Source organism: Pseudomonas iridis (assembly GCF_017980685.1).
Lineage (GTDB): Bacteria > Pseudomonadota > Gammaproteobacteria > Pseudomonadales > Pseudomonadaceae > Aquipseudomonas > Aquipseudomonas iridis.
In genome coordinates, this window is sequence record NZ_JACXXO010000014.1 from 57,263 (window position 1) to 74,118 (window position 16,856).

Here is a 16,856-nt window from a genome sequence, read left to right on the forward strand (position 1 = left end):
GACCATTACGAAGGAGCGGGATCATAACAAACCTGTGCGGTTTTGGAGCATGTGCAGGTTTTGCATGAATATCACTCATGTTGGTACGAGCGTCAGAACTGTAGAATCGCAGCGTTTTTCTTCAGGATCGGGATTCCGGGCATGTCATACCGCGTCATCAGCATTTTCTTGCTGTTCATAAGCTGGGGCGCCGCTGCGCAAGATCCTTCGATCTCATCCTCGATTTCATACAGCCGCGACATTCAGCCGATCTTCACCGAGAAGTGCGTGGCCTGCCATGCGTGCTACGACTCTGCCTGCCAGCTCAATCTGGGCAGTGGCGAGGGCGCCGGGCGTGGCGCGAGCAAAATGCCGGTGTACGACGGCGAGCGCAGTCAGGCGGCGCCGACCACGCGATTGTTCTACGACGCTTTCGGCCAACGCGCCTGGCAGCAGAAAGGCTTTTACTCGGTGCTCGACGCCCAGGGCAGTCAGGCTGCACTGATGGCGCGCATGCTGGAGCTGGGGCACAAGACCCCGCTTGAGCCCAACGCCAAACTGCCGGAAAACATAGTCCTGGGTCTCAACCGCCCGAACATGTGCGCGATGCCCGCGGAATTTGACGGCTATGCAGGGGCTCACCCGAAAGAAGGCATGCCGCTGGCCGTCACTGGCCTGACCGATCAGCAATACCAGACCTTGCAGCGCTGGCTGGCCTCCGGTGCGCCAATCGACGAACAAGGCCTGGCGCCGAGCGCCCAGGAAGCGATGCAGATTGTGCAATGGGAGAATCTGCTCAACCTGCCCGGGGCACGGGAAAGTCTGGTCGGCCGCTGGTTGTTCGAGCACTTGTATCTGGCCCACATCTACTTCAAGGGCGGCGAGCCCGGGCACTTTTTTCAGTGGGTACGCTCGCGTACGCCGCCCGGTCAGCCGATCGACCTGATCGCCACCCGCCGCCCCAATGACGATCCCGGCACGCGGGTGTATTACCGCTTGTGGCCGATACAGGGTGTGATCGTACACAAGACCCACATCACCTATCCGCTGAGCGCGGCGAAGATGGCGCGGGTAAAAAGCCTGTTCTATAGCGGCGACTGGCAGGTCAACGCGCTGCCGGGTTACGGGCCGCAGAGCCGGGCCAATCCGTTTGTCACATTCGAGGCGATTCCGGCGCAGGCGCGCTATCAGTTCATGCTCGACAACGCTGAATACTTCGTCCGCACGTTTATCCGCGGCCCGGTGTGTCGGGGGCAGATCGCGACCGACGTGATTCGCGATAACTTCTGGGCACTGTTCCAGGCGCCGGAACATGACCTGTACATCACCGACCCCAACTATCGCGGCCAGGCCACGCCGTTGCTGGCCATGCCCGGGCAGAACGACGATGTCGGCAGTGTGCTGAGCCTGTGGCGCAACTACCGTGACAAACGTAATGAATACGAGGCGCTGCGTCGCGACAGTTACGCCGACTTGCCGGCGCCGAGCTGGTCGACCCTGTGGGCGGGCAACGACAACGCGTTGCTGAGCATCTTCCGCCACTTTGACAGTGCCTCGGTGACCAAAGGCCTGATTGGTGAAGTGCCGCAAACGATGTGGCTGTTCGACTACCCGCTGCTGGAACGCACCTATTACCAGTTGGCGGTCAACTTCGATGTCTTCGGCAATGTCTCGCATCAGGCGCAAACCCGCCTGTATTTCGACCTGATCCGCAACGGTGCCGAGCAGAACTTCCTGCGCCTGATGCCGGCCGATTCCCGTGAGGACTACCTCAACGATTGGTACCAGAGCGGTGGCCAGTTCAAGATGTGGCTCGATTACGAAGCCATCGACGACGACAAACCGACCGCGCTGAAACTCGATGAGAAGGATCCGAAACACGACTTCGCCATGCAGTTGCTCGCGCGCTACGGCGACCTCAATGCGCGGCCAGACCCGATCAACCGTTGCGCCGGCGCTTATTGCTCGCGGCCGAATATCGATCCGGCGTTGCAAAATGCCGAGCAGGCGCTGAGCCGTCTGACTTCACGCCCGGCGGCCGGTTTGAAGGTCATCGATCAATTGCCGGAAGCGACCATGCTGCGTGTCGAAACGGCCAGTGGCAAACGCGAGGCCTACAGCCTTATGCGCAACCGCGCGCACAGTAACGTGGCGTTTCTGCTGGGTGAGTCCCTGCGCTATCAGCCGGGGCTGGATACGCTGACCATCTATCCGGGTGTGCTCAGCAGTTATCCGAACTTCATTTTCAACGTTCCCGCTGATCAGGTGCCGGCGTTCGTCGATGCGATGGAGAGTGCCAAGGATGCCAACCGTTTCGAAAAAATCGTCGAACGCTGGGGTATTCGTCGCAGTCATCCGCAATTCTGGTTCTATTTCCACGATTTGAGTCAGTACATCCACGAAACCGATCCGGTGGAAGAGGGCGTGCTGGACATGAACCGCTACGAGAATCTTTGATCATTTGAGTAATACCTGCTGTCCCAGTTTTCAAGCAGCATCGCAAAACCCCTGTGGAACTGAGCCTGCTCGCGATTGCCCCGGCCCCTTGAGCATTTCTGGTGCCAGACCTTCCGTCATCGCGAGCTAGTCCACTCCACACGGGTTTTGCGGTGGTTTGAGGGGTTGGACAGGAGTGATCGATGTTGATTTCAGTGCAGGCCTTGCGGGCGCTTGCCGCGTGGACGGTGGTCTGCCATCACTTCATGCAGATTTTTTTCGGCTTCCAGGCGCGCGGGCCGATTGGCCAGTTGTTCATCGACAAGGGCGCGGTGGGGGTCGACATCTTCTTTGTCATCAGCGGTCTGGTAATTTTCCTGTCCACCGAAGACAAGGATCTGCGACCCGGAAAATTCCTTCTGTATCGGCTGTTTCGCATCGTCCCGGCGTACTGGCTGTACACGCTGTTGATGGCGCTGCTGGTGGTGTTCGCCCATCCGTTGTTGCCGGATCAGACGCTGGAATGGCGTCATCTACTGTCATCGTTACTGTTTATCCCGACGCAAAACCCTGGTGGTTACGGCATCTACCCGACGCTAAATGTCGGCTGGACACTCAATTACGAAATGCTTTTCTACGTGCTGTTTGCCTGCGCGCTGGTGTTTCGCTGGCAGGTGCGCCTGCTGGTGGTCGCGACGCTGTTGTTTGCCGCCTGCCAGGCGTTCGGCTTGCTCAACGAGTTTTACCGGGCAGACATCGTCTATGAATTTTTGCTGGGGATCGGCATCGGCGTGCTCTACCGCCGGGGGCTGATCGGGGCGGGGTTATGGCTGCCGCTGTTGGGCATCGTTGGTGCATTAACAGCGATCTATCATCTTCCTCCTGGGCCGAGACTATTGAACTGGGGCGTGCCGAGCGCGGTACTGGTCATGGCGTGCATCGCGCTGGAGCGCTACGTCGAGCGCAGCAAAGCGCTCAAGCTGCTCGGGGATTGTTCATATTCGGTGTATTTGATGCATGTGCTGGTGCTGTCTGCAGGTGGATTTATCGCTCAACGATACGCCATCAACCCGTATCTGATGTTTATCGTATGTGTGCTGGCCATTGGTGCGGGCTCGTGGCTGAGCTACGAATGGGTGGAAAAACGCAGCTATCGTTGGCTCAAGGCGCAAATAGATGAGCGTTCCGTCGAGAATCATTCCCGACAAAAATACTAGGACTTTGTCCGGCGCAATGATTGGCGTAAACTCCGCCACAAGCCTGCGAGGAGTTTCCATGACCGCTATTACCATTACTGACGCCGCCCACGATTACCTGGCCGATCTGCTTTCCAAGCAGAACACCCCGGGCATCGGCATCCGCGTCTTCATCACCCAGCCTGGCACCCAATACGCCGAAACCTGCATTGCCTACTGCAAGCCGGGCGAAGAAAAACCTGAAGACACCGCGCTGGGGCTGAAAAGCTTCACCGCTTATATCGATTCGTTCAGCGAAGCGTTTCTCGATGACGCCGTTGTCGATTACGCCACCGACCGCATGGGCGGCCAACTGACCATCAAGGCGCCAAACGCCAAAGTACCGATGGTCAACGCCGAAAGCCCGGTCAACGAGCGCATCAACTATTACCTGCAAACCGAAATCAACCCGGGGCTGGCCAGCCACGGCGGTCAGGTCAGTCTGATTGATGTGGTTGAAGACGGCATCGCTGTTTTGCAGTTCGGTGGTGGTTGCCAAGGCTGCGGCCAGGCAGACGTGACCCTGAAGGAAGGCATCGAGCGCACCTTGCTTGAGCGTATTCCGGAGCTAAAAGGCGTTCGCGACGTGACTGACCATACGCAGAAAGAAAACGCCTACTACTAAGTCAGGTGTTCACTGCGAGCATAAAAAAACGGCACCCGTGAGTGCCGTTTTTTTTGTGTGAAATTCCAGGACGCCTTCGCGAGCAGGCTCGCTCCCACATTGAAGCCATGTCGTTCACCAACCGTGCTCGCGAAGCGGCCGTCATGGGCGATACAGATGCGCATGCCCGGCGCGATACAGCGATGACTCGCTGAACACCTCACTTCCCAGCACCCGCCCAACCAGAATCAACGCTGTGCGGCGAAAGCCTTTGGCGGCAACCTTCTCGGCGATATCCGCCAGCGTCCCCACCACCCAGTCCTGATCCGGCCAGGTCGCTCGGTGAATCACCGCGATCGGGCAGTCGGCGCCGTAATGCGGCAGCAGTTCAGTCAGGATCTTTTCCAGATGATTGACCCCCAGATGAATCGCCATCGTCGCGCCATGCTGCGCCAGACTGCCCAACTCTTCGCCGGCGGGCATTGCCGTCTTGTCGGCATAGCGGGTCAGGATCACGCTTTGCGACACGTCAGGCAGTGTGAGTTCTGCGCCCAGCAACGCCGCGCATGCCGCGGTCGCTGTCACTCCGGGGATGATTTCAAACGGGATATTCAGTTCACGCAGATAGCGGATCTGCTCGCCAATTGCGCCATACAGACTCGGATCTCCGGAATGCACCCGCGCCACATCCTGACCTTGGGCATGGGCGGTTTTGATCAGATCGATGATCTGCTCCAGATGCAATTCAGCGCTATTGACCAGTGTCTGTGCCTGATGACCGTCGAGCACCGCCGCCGGTACCAGCGAGCCTGCGTAGATGATCACGGGGCAACTGCGAATAAGCCGCTGGCCTTTTACGGTGATCAATTCCGGGTCGCCTGGGCCGGCGCCGATGAAGTAAACGGTCATCGTTGAATCCTTGGGAAATAGGCGCGGCAACGCTTCAGATGAAGATTGCTCATGATTGATGGCGGGGATTATCGGGAATTTACGCGGCGCCGGCCAATGCCAGCGTTGCCTGTGCGTATTTTTGTCGGGAAATCAGGAGCTTTGCCGGTGCCTGAATCAGCTGTTCGGCGAGCGCCAGTGCGGCGCTTTCCGCTACGCCATAACAACCGGTGCGTTCGAAGGCAATCTGCGAATGGTGGCTGAGTTGCGGTTCATAACTGGCCAATTCCTCACTGCTGAAGTACAGCAACGGCAGGGCCAGTTGATTCGCGAGTTCCTGCAGGCCTGGCTCATCGCGCTTCAAGTCGATACTGGCCAAAGCCTTCACCGCATGCAGTTCGATGCGATTGGCTTGCAAGGCTTGATCGAGTAACGCGCGCAGCGTGCTCGCAGGGCAGCCGCGCTGGCAGCCCAGACCGACCACGAAAGTCGGCGCTGCGCTGTCAGTCGTCATGCGTGGTATTGACCGTCGTTCTTGCGGCGGAACAACCAGGCGCTGATCACGCCCAAGGCCAGCCAGAACGCTACGTTGGTCAATTGCGAGGCGATTTTGAACTGCGCTTCCAGTGCTTCTGGAGCGAGCATCGAATGCACTTCCGGTTGCGGCGCGCCGATCACGTGCGGTACAGCGAGGATGGCCACACCGAGGATTTTCATCAGCCAATGACGGCTGAACGCAATCAACGCCAAACCGGCAGCGGTTGAAGCGGCGGTGCTGATCCACCACAACTGCCGCGAAGCCAGATCCGCTGCGGCAGTGCCCGGCAGTTCAGGCGGCAAGCCCAGGGTCGGTGCGAGGACGAACGTCGCGTAACCGGCCAGACCCCACAGCAGACCTTGCGAGGTTTTGGTCGGCGCGCGCAGGGTGTAGAGGCCGGCCAGCATCAGGGCAAAACCCACGGCCACCACCAGATTGCCACCCGTGGTCGAGACCACCCGCTGCCAGCCGTCTTCCGGCTCCCAGGCTTCGGCATCATGGGTGTGCGCGGCAGTGCCGGCGGCGTGTTCGTGAACGGCGGCAACAGGTTCGGATTTTTCATAGGTTTCGGCTTGAAGAATCAGCGGCGACACCCAGAAACTTTGCAGCAGCGTGAGCAGCAGGGCGGCCAGCAGACCGGTGAAACCTGCGGTTTGAGCAATTCGCTTGATCATGTCGGCAGGTCTCAGTGGCACGGGAACGCGGCGCTGTGGCGGGTGTCGTGAGCCGCGTTGTGCACGGCTTCGATGTGCGAGAAACCCGCGAAATAGACGAGGCCTGCGCCCAGGATCGCCGCGAAAATGGCGGCGGTCAGGCGCTGGCTCAGGGTGGCGGTGCTGGAGATTTTGTCCGTGTTGCTGCCGGTGCTGGTGATGATTGACATGGCGCTTCCCTCTGGAATGTCAGCAGGTGAATAGAGCGCATGAAAACCCCTGCGGCGCGGGCACGCAGAGGTTCAAACAGCGCCCGCCCACCGCGGGTTTGTTATGTTCAGCGACGCAGGTGCGCGCTGGGTGTTGCGGGCCGGTCTCCGGGCTCACGAGGGGTTGGCGTCAGGCCGACCTGCAAGCGTCACCTTCCCATGCCGCAATGGCACAGTGGATCTGACGCTTCGCTCGCTTACCGTTGCGGGGGCAGCACCGGACTGACATGGCTCTGAGTAAAGCACATGATTCACCGGTTTCCCGTTTCACCCTGTGAAGGGCACCCGTAACAAGTTGTGTAGGAGAGCATGGTGTGGGGTTTTTAGTCAATTTGCTTTGGGGGCTTATCCGTTGCTGCGGGTGTGGCTGATTACGGTTCCGCCCTTACGGCGGGTCACTTTTGACAAACGCCTCAAAAGTAACCAAAAACGCGGCAAAACCTTGTGGTTTCTTTTTGGCGTTTGAAAAAGGGACTCGCTGTAAGAGCGAAACCGCCAGCGGCAGCACCCGCAGCAACGGATGCCCCGTATCCAAACATTGACCCACCACTGCACCATGCGTAGCCTTGCGCCTTCGAGGTTCTTCGGCATTGCCGAAGCTAAGAAGGGAACGCGGTCAATGCCGCGGCTGCCCCCGCAACTGTGAACGGTGATATTCGCTGCCACGCCACTGCAAGCTCAATCCACAGAGCCCGCGGGAAGGCGCAGCGAATGCCAGGCCCAGCGCCTGAACACCGTCAGCCAGGAGACCTGCCTCGTCACAGATTCTCAATTCAACCGGGCGGGGTGATCCGGTGGCGAACTCTCCAGGCACGCACGCGCGGTGCCGGTTCTCGTCCCGTATGCCCGCCACTTTGCCAAAGGGCATACCGATGAAAACACTGGCCAAACTCCCTGTCACCATCGTTACCGGCTTCCTCGGCTCGGGCAAAACCACGCTGCTGCGGCACATGCTCGACAACGCGCAGGGCCGCCGTATTGCGGTGATCGTCAACGAGTTTGGCGAGTTGGGCATCGACGGTGAAATCCTCAAGCAATGCACCATCGGTTGCACCGAAGAAGAAGCCACCGGCCGCGTCTATGAACTGGCCAACGGCTGCCTGTGCTGCACCGTTCAGGAAGAGTTCTTTCCGGTAATGCGCGAGCTTGTTGCCCGTCGCGGTGACCTCGACCATATCCTCATCGAAACCTCTGGCCTGGCCCTGCCAAAACCGTTGGTACAAGCCTTCCAGTGGCCGGAAATCCGCAGCGCCTGCACGGTTGACGCGGTGATCACCGTGGTCGACAGCCCGGCCGTGGCCGCTGGCACCTTCGCCGCGTTCCCGGATCAAGTCGATGCCCAGCGCAAACTCGACCCGAACCTGGATCACGAATCGCCGCTGCACGAATTGTTCGCCGACCAACTGGCCAGCGCCGACCTCGTCATCCTCAACAAATCCGATCTGATCAGCCCTGAAGACCTGGCGCGCGTACGCCTGGAAGTTGCCGAAGAGCTGCCGCCAGCGGTGAAGATCATCGAAGCCAGCAGTGGTCGCGTGCCGCTGGACGTGCTGATCGGCCTCGGCGCCGGTTCCGAAGAACACATCGACAGCCGTCACAGCCATCACGACCATCACCACGACGGTGATGACGACCACGATGACCACGATCACGACGCCTTCGATTCGATCTCCATCGAACTGCCGCAAGCCGACGAAAGCCTATTGCTCGACGCGCTGACGCAACTGGTGGTCAAGCACGGCATCCTGCGTGTGAAGGGCTTTGCGGCGATCCCGAACAAGCCGATGCGTTTGCTGATTCAAGGCGTGGGTACGCGCTTCGACAAGCATTTCGACCGTCAGTGGGGCGCCGATGAAGCGCGCGTCACGCGTCTGGTGTTGATCGGTCAGGAGCTCGACGCCGCGCAACTCGAAGCGCAACTGCGCGCTGCGCTCAGCGTTTAACCCATGCACCTGCTCAGGACCCAGCCCGGCGGTTTCGTCTCGGATGACAACATCGCGGACCTGGGGCAAACCCCCGCCGAGCTGGTGATTCTGTGCAGCGGCGATTCCAGCCTGGCGCTGCTCGCCGAAGCTGCGCAGCAATTGCCCGAGGATTATCCGAGCCTGCGCCTGGCCAATCCCATGCAGGTGCAGAATCACGCTTCGGTCGACCTCTACGTCGATGAGGTGCTGCGTCACGCCAAAGTCATTCTGATCTCGCTGCACGGCGGTATTGCCTATTGGCGTTACGGCGTCGAGCGTTTGATCGAGTTGTCAGAGCGCGGCGTGCACGTGATTCTGGTGCCGGGTGATGATCGTCCCGATCCGGAGCTCAGTGACCTGAGCACCGTCAACGCCGAGGATCGTGACCGGCTCTGGCAGTTCCTGCGTCAGGGCGGCATGGGCAACGCAGTGGATTTCTTTCATTGCCTGGCCAGCCGTTGGCTCGCCCGCGATTACCCGTGGGGCGAACCACAATCCCTGCCACGCACGGCGATTTACCATCCACAAAAAATCAGCGCTGCACTGAGTGACTGGCAGGCCGATTGGCGGCCCGATCAACCGGTCGCGGCGGTGCTGTTTTACCGCTCGCACTTGCAGGCGGCGAACACCGCGTTCATCGATGTTTTCTGCCAGCGCTTGCAAGCGGCAGGGCTGAACCCTTTACCGATTGCGGTGGCGAGTCTGAAAGAACCCGGCTGTCTGTCGGTGGTCGAGGATTGGCTGGATGAAGTCGAGGCGGGGGTGATTCTCAACACCACCGGTTTTGCTCAGTCGAGTCCCGAAGCGCCGCACTTGCGGCCGTTTCGCCGCAACATCCCGGTGATTCAGGCGATCTGCGCTCAGGACAACGAACCCGGTTGGCGCGAGAGCGAGCAGGGCCTCGGCCCGCGGGATCTGGCGATGCACATTGCCTTGCCGGAACTCGACGGACGCATCATCAGCCGCCCGATCAGCTTCAAGGATCTGGCCTGGCGCAGCGAGCGCAGTCAGTCCGACGTGGTCTGCTATCGGGCGCAACCCGAACGCATGGATTTTGTCGCAGAACTGGCACGACGCTGGATCGATCTGGCGCGCGTACCGAATGCCGAGAAACGCATTGCGCTGATTCTCGCCAACTACCCGACTCGCGACGGGCGCATCGGCAATGGTGTCGGCCTCGACACGCCGGCGGCAGCGCTGAATATCTTGCGGGCGTTGCAGGCCGAGGGTTATCCGCTAACGGCCGAGTTGCCGGACAGCGGCACCGCGCTGATCCAGCAATTGCTCGGTGGCGTCAGCAATGACTTCGACACGATTGATCAGCGCCCGTGCCAGCAAAGTCTGGCGATGGACGATTACCTGACGATGTTCAACGCACTGCCCGAGGCCAATCGCGCGGCAGTGATCGAGCGCTGGGGCCCGCCACAAAACGATCCGATGTGCCGCGACGGGCGCTTGATGATTGCCGGGTTGCGCTTTGGCCTGACGTTCGTCGGCATCCAACCGGCGCGCGGTTATCAGGTCGATCCGAGCGCGGTGTACCACGACCCGGATCTGGTGCCACCGCACGGTTATCTGGCGTTCTATTTCTGGCTGCGCAACACCTATGGCGCCCACGGCGTGATCCACGTCGGCAAACACGGCAACCTTGAATGGCTGCCGGGCAAGGGCGTCGGCCTCTCGGAACACTGTTGGCCGGATGCGCTGCTTGGGCCGTTGCCGAATATCTATCCGTTTATCGTCAACGATCCGGGCGAGGGCGCCCAGGCCAAACGGCGCACGCAAGCGGTGATCATCGATCACCTGATGCCGCCGCTGACCCGCGCCGAAACCTATGGCCCGCTGCGCAATCTGGAACTGTTGGCCGACGAATATTACGAAGCGCAGCTGCTCGATCCACGCCGCGCCCGCGAATTGCAGCGCGATATTTTGCAACTGGTGCGCGATACGCAGATCGACCGCGAATTGCAACTGGATGCCGCGATGGACAGCGATGCCGATGCCGCGATCTGGCTGCCGCGTCTGGACACATATCTGTGTGATTTGAAGGAATCGCAGATCCGCGATGGCTTGCACATTTTTGGCGAATCACCCTCCGGGCGTTTGCGTATCGATACCTTGCTGGCGTTGCTGCGCATTCCGCGCGGCGATGGCAAAGGGGCGCAGTCGAGCCTGTTGCGGGCACTGGCCAAGGCGTTTGAACTGGGCTTTGATCCGCTGGATTGTGCGCTGGCTGAGCCGTGGGTTGGCTCGCGTCCCATCGAACTGCAAACCGTGACCGATGAAGTCTGGCGCACCGCCGGCGACACCCGCGAACGCCTCGAGCTGTTCGCCGCCGAACTGATCTCTGAAACCCTGCACCGTACCTGTGGGAGCGAGCCTGCTCGCGAAGGCGCCGTGTCAGGTGTCATAGATTTAACTGACCCACCGCTTTCGCGAACCGGCTCGCTGCCACAGGGGCCGGGGTGGTCTGATGTGCATCTGATCATCCAGGGCCTGCGCGAAGTCGTCGCCCCGCGCCTCGACGCCTGCGGTCCGGCAGAAATGCGCGGCCTGCTCGATGCCCTCAGCGGCCGTTTCGTCCCGGCCGGTCCGAGCGGTGCGCCGAGTCGCGGCCGTCTCGACGTACTGCCGACAGGGCGCAACTTTTACTCGGTGGACGTGCGCAACCTGCCGACCACCACCGCGTGGCGCATCGGGTTCCAGTCGGCCACGCTGATTCTCGAACGACATTTGCAGGACCACGGCGACCATCTGCGCCAACTCGGCCTGTCGGTATGGGGCACGGCGACGATGCGCACCGGCGGTGATGACATTGCCCAGGCCATGGCGCTGATGGGCGTGCGCCCGGTATGGGCCACAGGCAGCCAGCGAGTCGACGATTTCGAGATCCTGCCGCTGAGCCTTCTGGACCGACCGCGGGTCGATGTGACGCTGCGGGTCTCCGGATTCTTCCGCGATGCGTTTGCCAACCTGATCCGTTTGTTCGACGCCGCCGTGCAAGCGGTGGCGGCACTGGACGAGCCCGACGATCTGAACCCTCTGGCAGCCAAAGTGCGCGCCGAACGCGAGGCCTTGCTGCAAACGGGCGTGGATGAAGAGGCCGCACGGCGCCAGGCCGGTTGGCGAATCTTTGGGGCCAAACCCGGAGCTTATGGCGCCGGTGTGCAAGGCGCCATCGACGGTCGTCTATGGCAGACCCGCGAGGATCTGGCCGAGGTTTACCTGAACTGGGGCGCTTACGCCTATGGCGGTGCCGATGAAGGCACCGCTGCCCGCGAACAGTTCGTCCAGCGCCTGAGTCAGGTGCAAGCGGTGCTGCAGAATCAGGACAACCGCGAGCACGACTTGCTTGATTCCAACGACTATTACCAGTTCCAGGGCGGCATGCTCGCCGCCGTGGAAACCCTGCGCGGTGAAGCGGCGGCCAGTTATCACGGCGATCATAGCCAGCCGGACTTGCCGAAGATCCGCACTTTGAAAGAAGAGTTGAATCGGGTCATCCGCTCGCGTGCGGCCAATCCGAAATGGATCGACGGGGTCAAGCGTCACGGCTACAAAGGTGCGTTTGAACTGGCGGCAACGGTCGACAACCTGTTCGCATTCGATGCCACCACGCAGTTGATCGATGATCATCAATACGCATTGCTGGCTGACGCTTATCTGCTTGATCCGGCCACTCGCGATTTTGTCCGCGAGCATAATCCACATGCACTGCGGGACATGACCGAGCGCATGCTGGAAGCGCAGCAACGCGGGATGTGGCAGGAACCGGGGGCGTATAAAGAGGCGCTGGAAAACTTGTTGCTGGATATAGAGGAAGATGTGTAGCCGTTCAAAAACTACCCTCACCCCAACCCTCTCCCGGAGGGAGAGGGAGCCGACCGAAGTGTCTTGTGCCATGGCCGAGTCGATTATGGATTCGGCAGGGCGTTTCAGGTCGGCGTATTTTCACAACATCCCCCGATCAGACCCCTCTCCCTCTGGGAGAGGGCTAGGGTGAGGGCAACACCACCTGACACACCCAAATGCTCAAGCACACCAACGACTACGAAAGAGAAAAGCCCAAATGACCGACACCCCGCATTTCCCACTCTCCGCCGTGGTCGGCGCCGATGACCTCAAACTCGCCCTGTGTCTCACCGCCATCGACCCGAAAATCGGTGGCGTGCTGATCGAAGGCCCACGCGGCATGGCCAAGTCGACCCTGGCCCGGGGCTTGGCGGACCTGCTCGCCAGCGGTCAGTTCGTCACTTTGCCGCTGGGCGCCACCGAAGAACGTCTGGTCGGCACCCTCGATCTCGACGCCGCCCTCAGCGAGGGTCGCGCGCAGTTTTCCCCCGGCGTGCTGGCCAAGGCTGACGGCGGCGTGCTCTACGTCGACGAAGTCAATCTGCTGCCCGACCACTTGGTGGATCTGCTGCTCGACGTGGCGGCCAGCGGCACCAACGTGGTCGAGCGCGATGGCATCTCCCATCGGCACTCGGCGAAATTCGTCCTGATTGGCACGATGAACCCGGAAGAGGGCGAGTTGCGCCCGCAGTTGCTCGATCGCTTTGGCCTGAACGTCGCGCTCAGCGGCCACACAGCGCCGGCCGAGCGCGGGCAGATCATTCGTCGACGCCTCGACTTCGACAGCGACCCGCAAGCGTTCTGCACGCAGTGGGAAACCGCCCAGCAAGGTTTGCGCGAACGCTGTGAAAACGCTCGTAGCGCGTTGGCCGGCATTCCTCTGGACGATGCTGCACTGGCGCAAATCACCGAGCGCTGTTTTGCCGCCGGTGTCGACGGCTTGCGCGCCGATCTGGTGTGGCTGCGTGCGGCGCGTGCGCACGCAGCATGGCGCGCAGCGGAGGCGATTGGCGAAGAAGACATCGACGCAGTGGCCGAATCTGCCTTGCGTCATCGTCGTCGTGAACAGCCATCCTCAAGCCCTAAACAACCGGCGCAATCCCCGGAAAACGCTGCAGCCAACCCGAGCGAAGGGCAGGGCCAGTGGGGCGACATGCCGGCGCCGGCGCTCGCCACGGGCAGCCGCCGCGAAATCCCGAGCTGGCCAAAAAAGCCCTAGGCATTCGCCCCCGATCCGACGTGGGGGCGAATGCCAGACCTCGTGCCGGTCGGCTCGACAACGGACGCCAGGGCAAACGTCACGCGTCTCGCAGTGGTTCAGTGAACTGGCCGGGAACGCTGCTCAAGGGGCGTCCGCAACGTCGTGAAGACCTGCTGTTCCAACTGCGCACGCGCACGCCCCATGAGTTGTGGCTGGTGATCGTCGATGCCTCGGCGTCGACGCGCCGTCATCAGGCATTGAGCGATGCCAAAGGCCTGCTCGCGCAGCTGTTCGATGACGCCTATCGACAACGTGCGAGGTTGGCATTGCTGACCGCCAGTGGTGCAACACCGAAGTGGCAGGTGCAGGGTTTGAAAGCATCCCGCGATTTGCGCACCTGGCTTGATGGCTTGGGTGCGGGCGGCGGTACGCCGTTAGTCGCGGCATTATCGCAGGCGCAGCAATGGCTGACGGTCCGGCGCAAGCGCTTCCCGGCCGAGCAACAGCGCTTGCTGGTGGTCACGGATGGACGTTTGAAAGCGTGGACAGGTTTGCCGGCGCTGGAATGCCCGGGGCTGTTGATCGACATCGAGCGTGGGCCCATCCGGTTGGGGCGGGCGAAAGATCTGGCCGGGGCGCTGGATGCGGATTATCGGCATATTGATGATCTTATCCCGGCCTGAAGTCCCGCTCTGAATTCACGGATTCAAACCTGTAGGAGCTGCCGAAGGCTGCGATCTTTTGACTTTGATTTTAAAAACAAGATCAAAAGATCGTCCGATCGCGGCCCGAGCCTGCGGCAGCTCCTACATGGGGATTTGGGGTTGTTACAGATTTTGAAATGATTTCGAGCTGTAGGAAAAGTCACTTCAGGCTGTACGCTTCAAGGCCTTTTTTCATTCAGGATTTACATGAACACCCGCTCGGAGCCTCCCAGTCTTCAGATACGAAGAACGTTCCCCTCGCGCCATGGCGCGGTCTTGACGCACTCGCAACATCCGGTTTTCCGATACACGACTATGGTTGATAACGCGGCCCCAGAGCCTTCGCGTTGCGCTTTGCCGTGCCCGGCAGCCTGAATTTACTGAATAGAGATCGAGACGTTTTATGGAATGGTTAGCGGATCCCACGGCCTGGTTAGGCTTGTTGACATTGATCGTGCTGGAACTGGTGCTGGGTATCGACAACCTGGTGTTCATCGCAATTCTTGCGGACAAACTGCCGCCGCATCAGCGTGACCGTGCGCGGATCATCGGTCTGTCGCTGGCATTGATCATGCGCCTGGGCCTGTTGGCGAGTATCTCCTGGCTGGTCACCCTCACGCAGCCGCTGTTCGAGGTGTTCGACAAGAGCTTCTCCGGTCGAGACCTGATCATGCTGTTTGGCGGTGTGTTCCTGTTGTTCAAGGCCACCATGGAGTTGCACGAACGGCTCGAAGGTCATGTCGGCGAGCGTACGAGCAACACGGCGTACGCACTGTTCTGGCCGATCGTTGCGCAGATCGTCGTGCTCGACGCCGTGTTCTCCCTCGACGCGGTGATTACTGCTGTGGGCATGGTCGATGAGCTGGCGGTGATGATGATCGCAGTGATCATCTCCATTGGCCTGATGATCGTTGCGAGCAAGCCGCTGACGCGCTTCGTCAACGCTCACCCGACGGTCATCATGCTGTGTCTGGGCTTCTTGATGATGATCGGTTTTGCCCTGACCGCTGAAGGTCTGGGCTTCCACATCCCGAAAGGCTACTTGTACGCGGCCATCGGTTTCTCGATCCTGATCGAAGTGTTCAACCAGATTGCCCGCGCTCGACGCAAACGCTCGATGCAGGGCCTGCGCCCGATTCGTGAGCGCACCGCCCACGCAGTCATGCGTCTGTTGGGCGGTCGCACACTGGCGGCGGAGGAAGTCGGCGAGGAGATTTCCGATTTGCTGGACAACGGTGATGCGCCAAGCGCCGAGCTGTTCGACCGTCGCGAGCGAGTGATGATCAGCGGTGTGCTGCAACTGGCCGAGCGGCCGATCCGCCAACTGATGACCGTGCGGGCCGACGTCGACAGTATCGACCTGGCAGACGATGCCGAGGCGATTCGTACCAAGTTGATGCACTCGTCCTACTCGCGTCTGCCGCTCATCCGTGATGGCGCTGTGGATGAACCGCTGGGCTTCGTGCACAAAAAGGAATTGCTCAAGGAATACCTGGCGGGTACCGAGCCGAATCTGGAACACCTGGCGCGCAAGACGATCAATCTGCTCGACAGCTATTCGATCCTCAACGCGCTGGAACAGATGCGCGCGGCATCGACCCACATTGCATTCGTGGTCAATGAATTCGGCGATTTTGTCGGCGTGCTGACCATGACCGACATCCTCGAGTCGATTGCCGGTGAGTTGCCCGATGCCAGCGAAATCGAAGGCCCGGACGTGGTCGAGGAGCAGGGCGGGTTTATTGTCAGCGGCGCATTGAACCTGACGCGTGTGCGTCAGCGCACCGGGTTCGGCGCCGAACCCACCGAGGATTATCAGACCATGGCCGGGCTGGTGATGAGTTTGCTTGATCGGTTGCCGATGAAGGGCGATCGCCTGGAATATGCCGGCTGGCAGATGACGGTCAAAGCGGTCGAGGAGCGGCGGGTTACGCGGGTGTTGTTGGTGCGTGAAACTGCGTAAATCTGACTGTCTGCGCTGACTCTATCGCCAGCAGGCTCCCACAGGTCCCCTGAACGACGCAAAACCCTGTAGGCGCAGCGTGCCGCAGCTCCTACATGGGTACCGCGCAGCTTCGAAGTGACCGCCCACGGGGAATGGTGCAAAGCTGTCGCAGGAACTGACGCAACCACGCAACGTCATGTCGCTGCTTGCGCTGCACCGCCGGTGCCTTGGTCTTGCCGATGTGCCGGGCAAAGTCCGCTGCCAGCGTTTCCTCTGTACCAATCCCCTTGAGCTTCTTGACCAGCCTGCCGTGCTTGTAGAACAGCACGGTCGGCGTGCCCGTAACCAGCGGATGGCGCGGCGATTCACGGGTGTTCAGCATGTAGATATCCGCCCGCAGCCGATACGGCGCGGCAATCTTGCGAAACACCGGCCCGGCCGATTCACAGGCGGGGCAGTGCTCGCTAGCGAAATACAGGATCACCGGGCGCCAGGTTTTCAGGGCTTTGCGGTAGACCGGAGCCAGATCTGAACTCGGGATGACGGCGTTCATTGAAATCTCCTTTTCAACGACCTCGAAGGTTCATG

The 16,856-nt window shown here is 60.6% G+C and carries 13 protein-coding genes and 2 riboswitches; of the genes, 8 read left to right on the forward strand and 5 right to left on the reverse strand.

Annotated features, from left to right (window positions below; genetic code table 11):
• Window positions 1-141: 141 nt before the first annotated feature.
• The 3 genes from IEQ42_RS20550 (at window position 142) to nfuA (ending at window position 4,275) form a co-directional block, all read left to right on the forward strand.
• Window positions 142-2,436 (forward strand): fatty acid cis/trans isomerase, encoded by a 2,295-nt coding sequence (locus IEQ42_RS20550; protein ID WP_210704945.1) that lies wholly within the window; start codon window positions 142-144, stop codon window positions 2,434-2,436.
• A 182-nt stretch (window positions 2,437-2,618) separates the two neighbouring features.
• Window positions 2,619-3,632 (forward strand): acyltransferase family protein, encoded by a 1,014-nt coding sequence (locus tag IEQ42_RS20555; RefSeq protein ID WP_210704946.1) that lies wholly within the window; start codon window positions 2,619-2,621, stop codon window positions 3,630-3,632.
• A 58-nt stretch (window positions 3,633-3,690) separates the two neighbouring features.
• The gene (gene nfuA / locus IEQ42_RS20560; protein ID WP_042559410.1) at window positions 3,691-4,275 is read left to right on the forward strand and encodes a Fe-S biogenesis protein NfuA; all 585 of its coding nucleotides are present in this window, start codon (window positions 3,691-3,693) and stop codon (window positions 4,273-4,275) included.
• A gap of 141 nt (window positions 4,276-4,416) precedes the next feature.
• Here the strand turns inward: nfuA and cobM are convergent, their stop codons facing one another.
• The 4 genes from cobM to IEQ42_RS20580 form a co-directional block, all read right to left on the reverse strand.
• Window positions 4,417-5,163, reverse strand: coding sequence for a precorrin-4 C(11)-methyltransferase (gene cobM, locus IEQ42_RS20565; protein WP_210623380.1), 747 nt, complete (start codon window positions 5,161-5,163; stop codon window positions 4,417-4,419).
• A 79-nt stretch (window positions 5,164-5,242) separates the two neighbouring features.
• A complete protein-coding gene (locus tag IEQ42_RS20570; RefSeq protein WP_047301526.1) occupies window positions 5,243-5,656 on the reverse strand; it encodes a cobalamin biosynthesis protein in 414 nt (137 codons plus the stop codon).
• Window positions 5,653-6,354, reverse strand: coding sequence for a CbtA family protein (locus IEQ42_RS20575; protein ID WP_210704947.1), 702 nt, complete (start codon window positions 6,352-6,354; stop codon window positions 5,653-5,655). The genes IEQ42_RS20570 and IEQ42_RS20575 overlap by 4 nt, the downstream gene beginning before the upstream one ends.
• A gap of 11 nt (window positions 6,355-6,365) precedes the next feature.
• Window positions 6,366-6,563: a CbtB domain-containing protein gene (locus IEQ42_RS20580; RefSeq protein ID WP_210704948.1), complete on the reverse strand. Its 198-nt coding sequence runs from the start codon at window positions 6,561-6,563 to the stop codon at window positions 6,366-6,368.
• Between the two features lie 121 nt (window positions 6,564-6,684).
• A riboswitch (cobalamin riboswitch) is annotated at window positions 6,685-6,906 on the reverse strand.
• A gap of 256 nt (window positions 6,907-7,162) precedes the next feature.
• Window positions 7,163-7,374: riboswitch (cobalamin riboswitch) on the forward strand.
• Window positions 7,375-7,474: 100 nt separating this feature from the next.
• Here IEQ42_RS20580 and cobW point away from each other — a divergent pair.
• From cobW to IEQ42_RS20605, 5 genes are all read left to right on the forward strand, one after another.
• A complete protein-coding gene (gene cobW / locus IEQ42_RS20585; protein ID WP_047301522.1) occupies window positions 7,475-8,545 on the forward strand; it encodes a cobalamin biosynthesis protein CobW in 1,071 nt (356 codons plus the stop codon).
• Window positions 8,546-8,548: 3 nt separating this feature from the next.
• Complete coding sequence (gene cobN / locus IEQ42_RS20590) at window positions 8,549-12,397, forward strand: cobaltochelatase subunit CobN (RefSeq protein WP_210704949.1); 3,849 nt, start codon at window positions 8,549-8,551, stop codon at window positions 12,395-12,397.
• Between the two features lie 238 nt (window positions 12,398-12,635).
• Window positions 12,636-13,637 carry a magnesium chelatase ATPase subunit I gene (locus IEQ42_RS20595; RefSeq protein ID WP_210704950.1) on the forward strand — a complete coding sequence of 334 codons (1,002 nt, stop codon included), beginning with the start codon at window positions 12,636-12,638 and terminating at the stop codon, window positions 13,635-13,637.
• A 20-nt stretch (window positions 13,638-13,657) separates the two neighbouring features.
• Complete coding sequence (locus IEQ42_RS20600; RefSeq protein ID WP_232392224.1) at window positions 13,658-14,302, forward strand: vWA domain-containing protein; 645 nt, start codon at window positions 13,658-13,660, stop codon at window positions 14,300-14,302.
• A gap of 424 nt (window positions 14,303-14,726) precedes the next feature.
• On the forward strand, window positions 14,727-16,286 hold the full coding sequence (locus IEQ42_RS20605; protein ID WP_115147004.1) for a TerC family protein: 1,560 nt from the start codon (window positions 14,727-14,729) through the stop codon (window positions 16,284-16,286).
• Between the two features lie 91 nt (window positions 16,287-16,377).
• On the opposite strand, the gene IEQ42_RS20610 is transcribed toward IEQ42_RS20605, so the two are convergent.
• On the reverse strand, window positions 16,378-16,821 hold the full coding sequence (locus IEQ42_RS20610) for a thioredoxin family protein (protein ID WP_210704953.1): 444 nt from the start codon (window positions 16,819-16,821) through the stop codon (window positions 16,378-16,380).
• Between the last annotated feature and the right edge of the window lie 35 nt (window positions 16,822-16,856).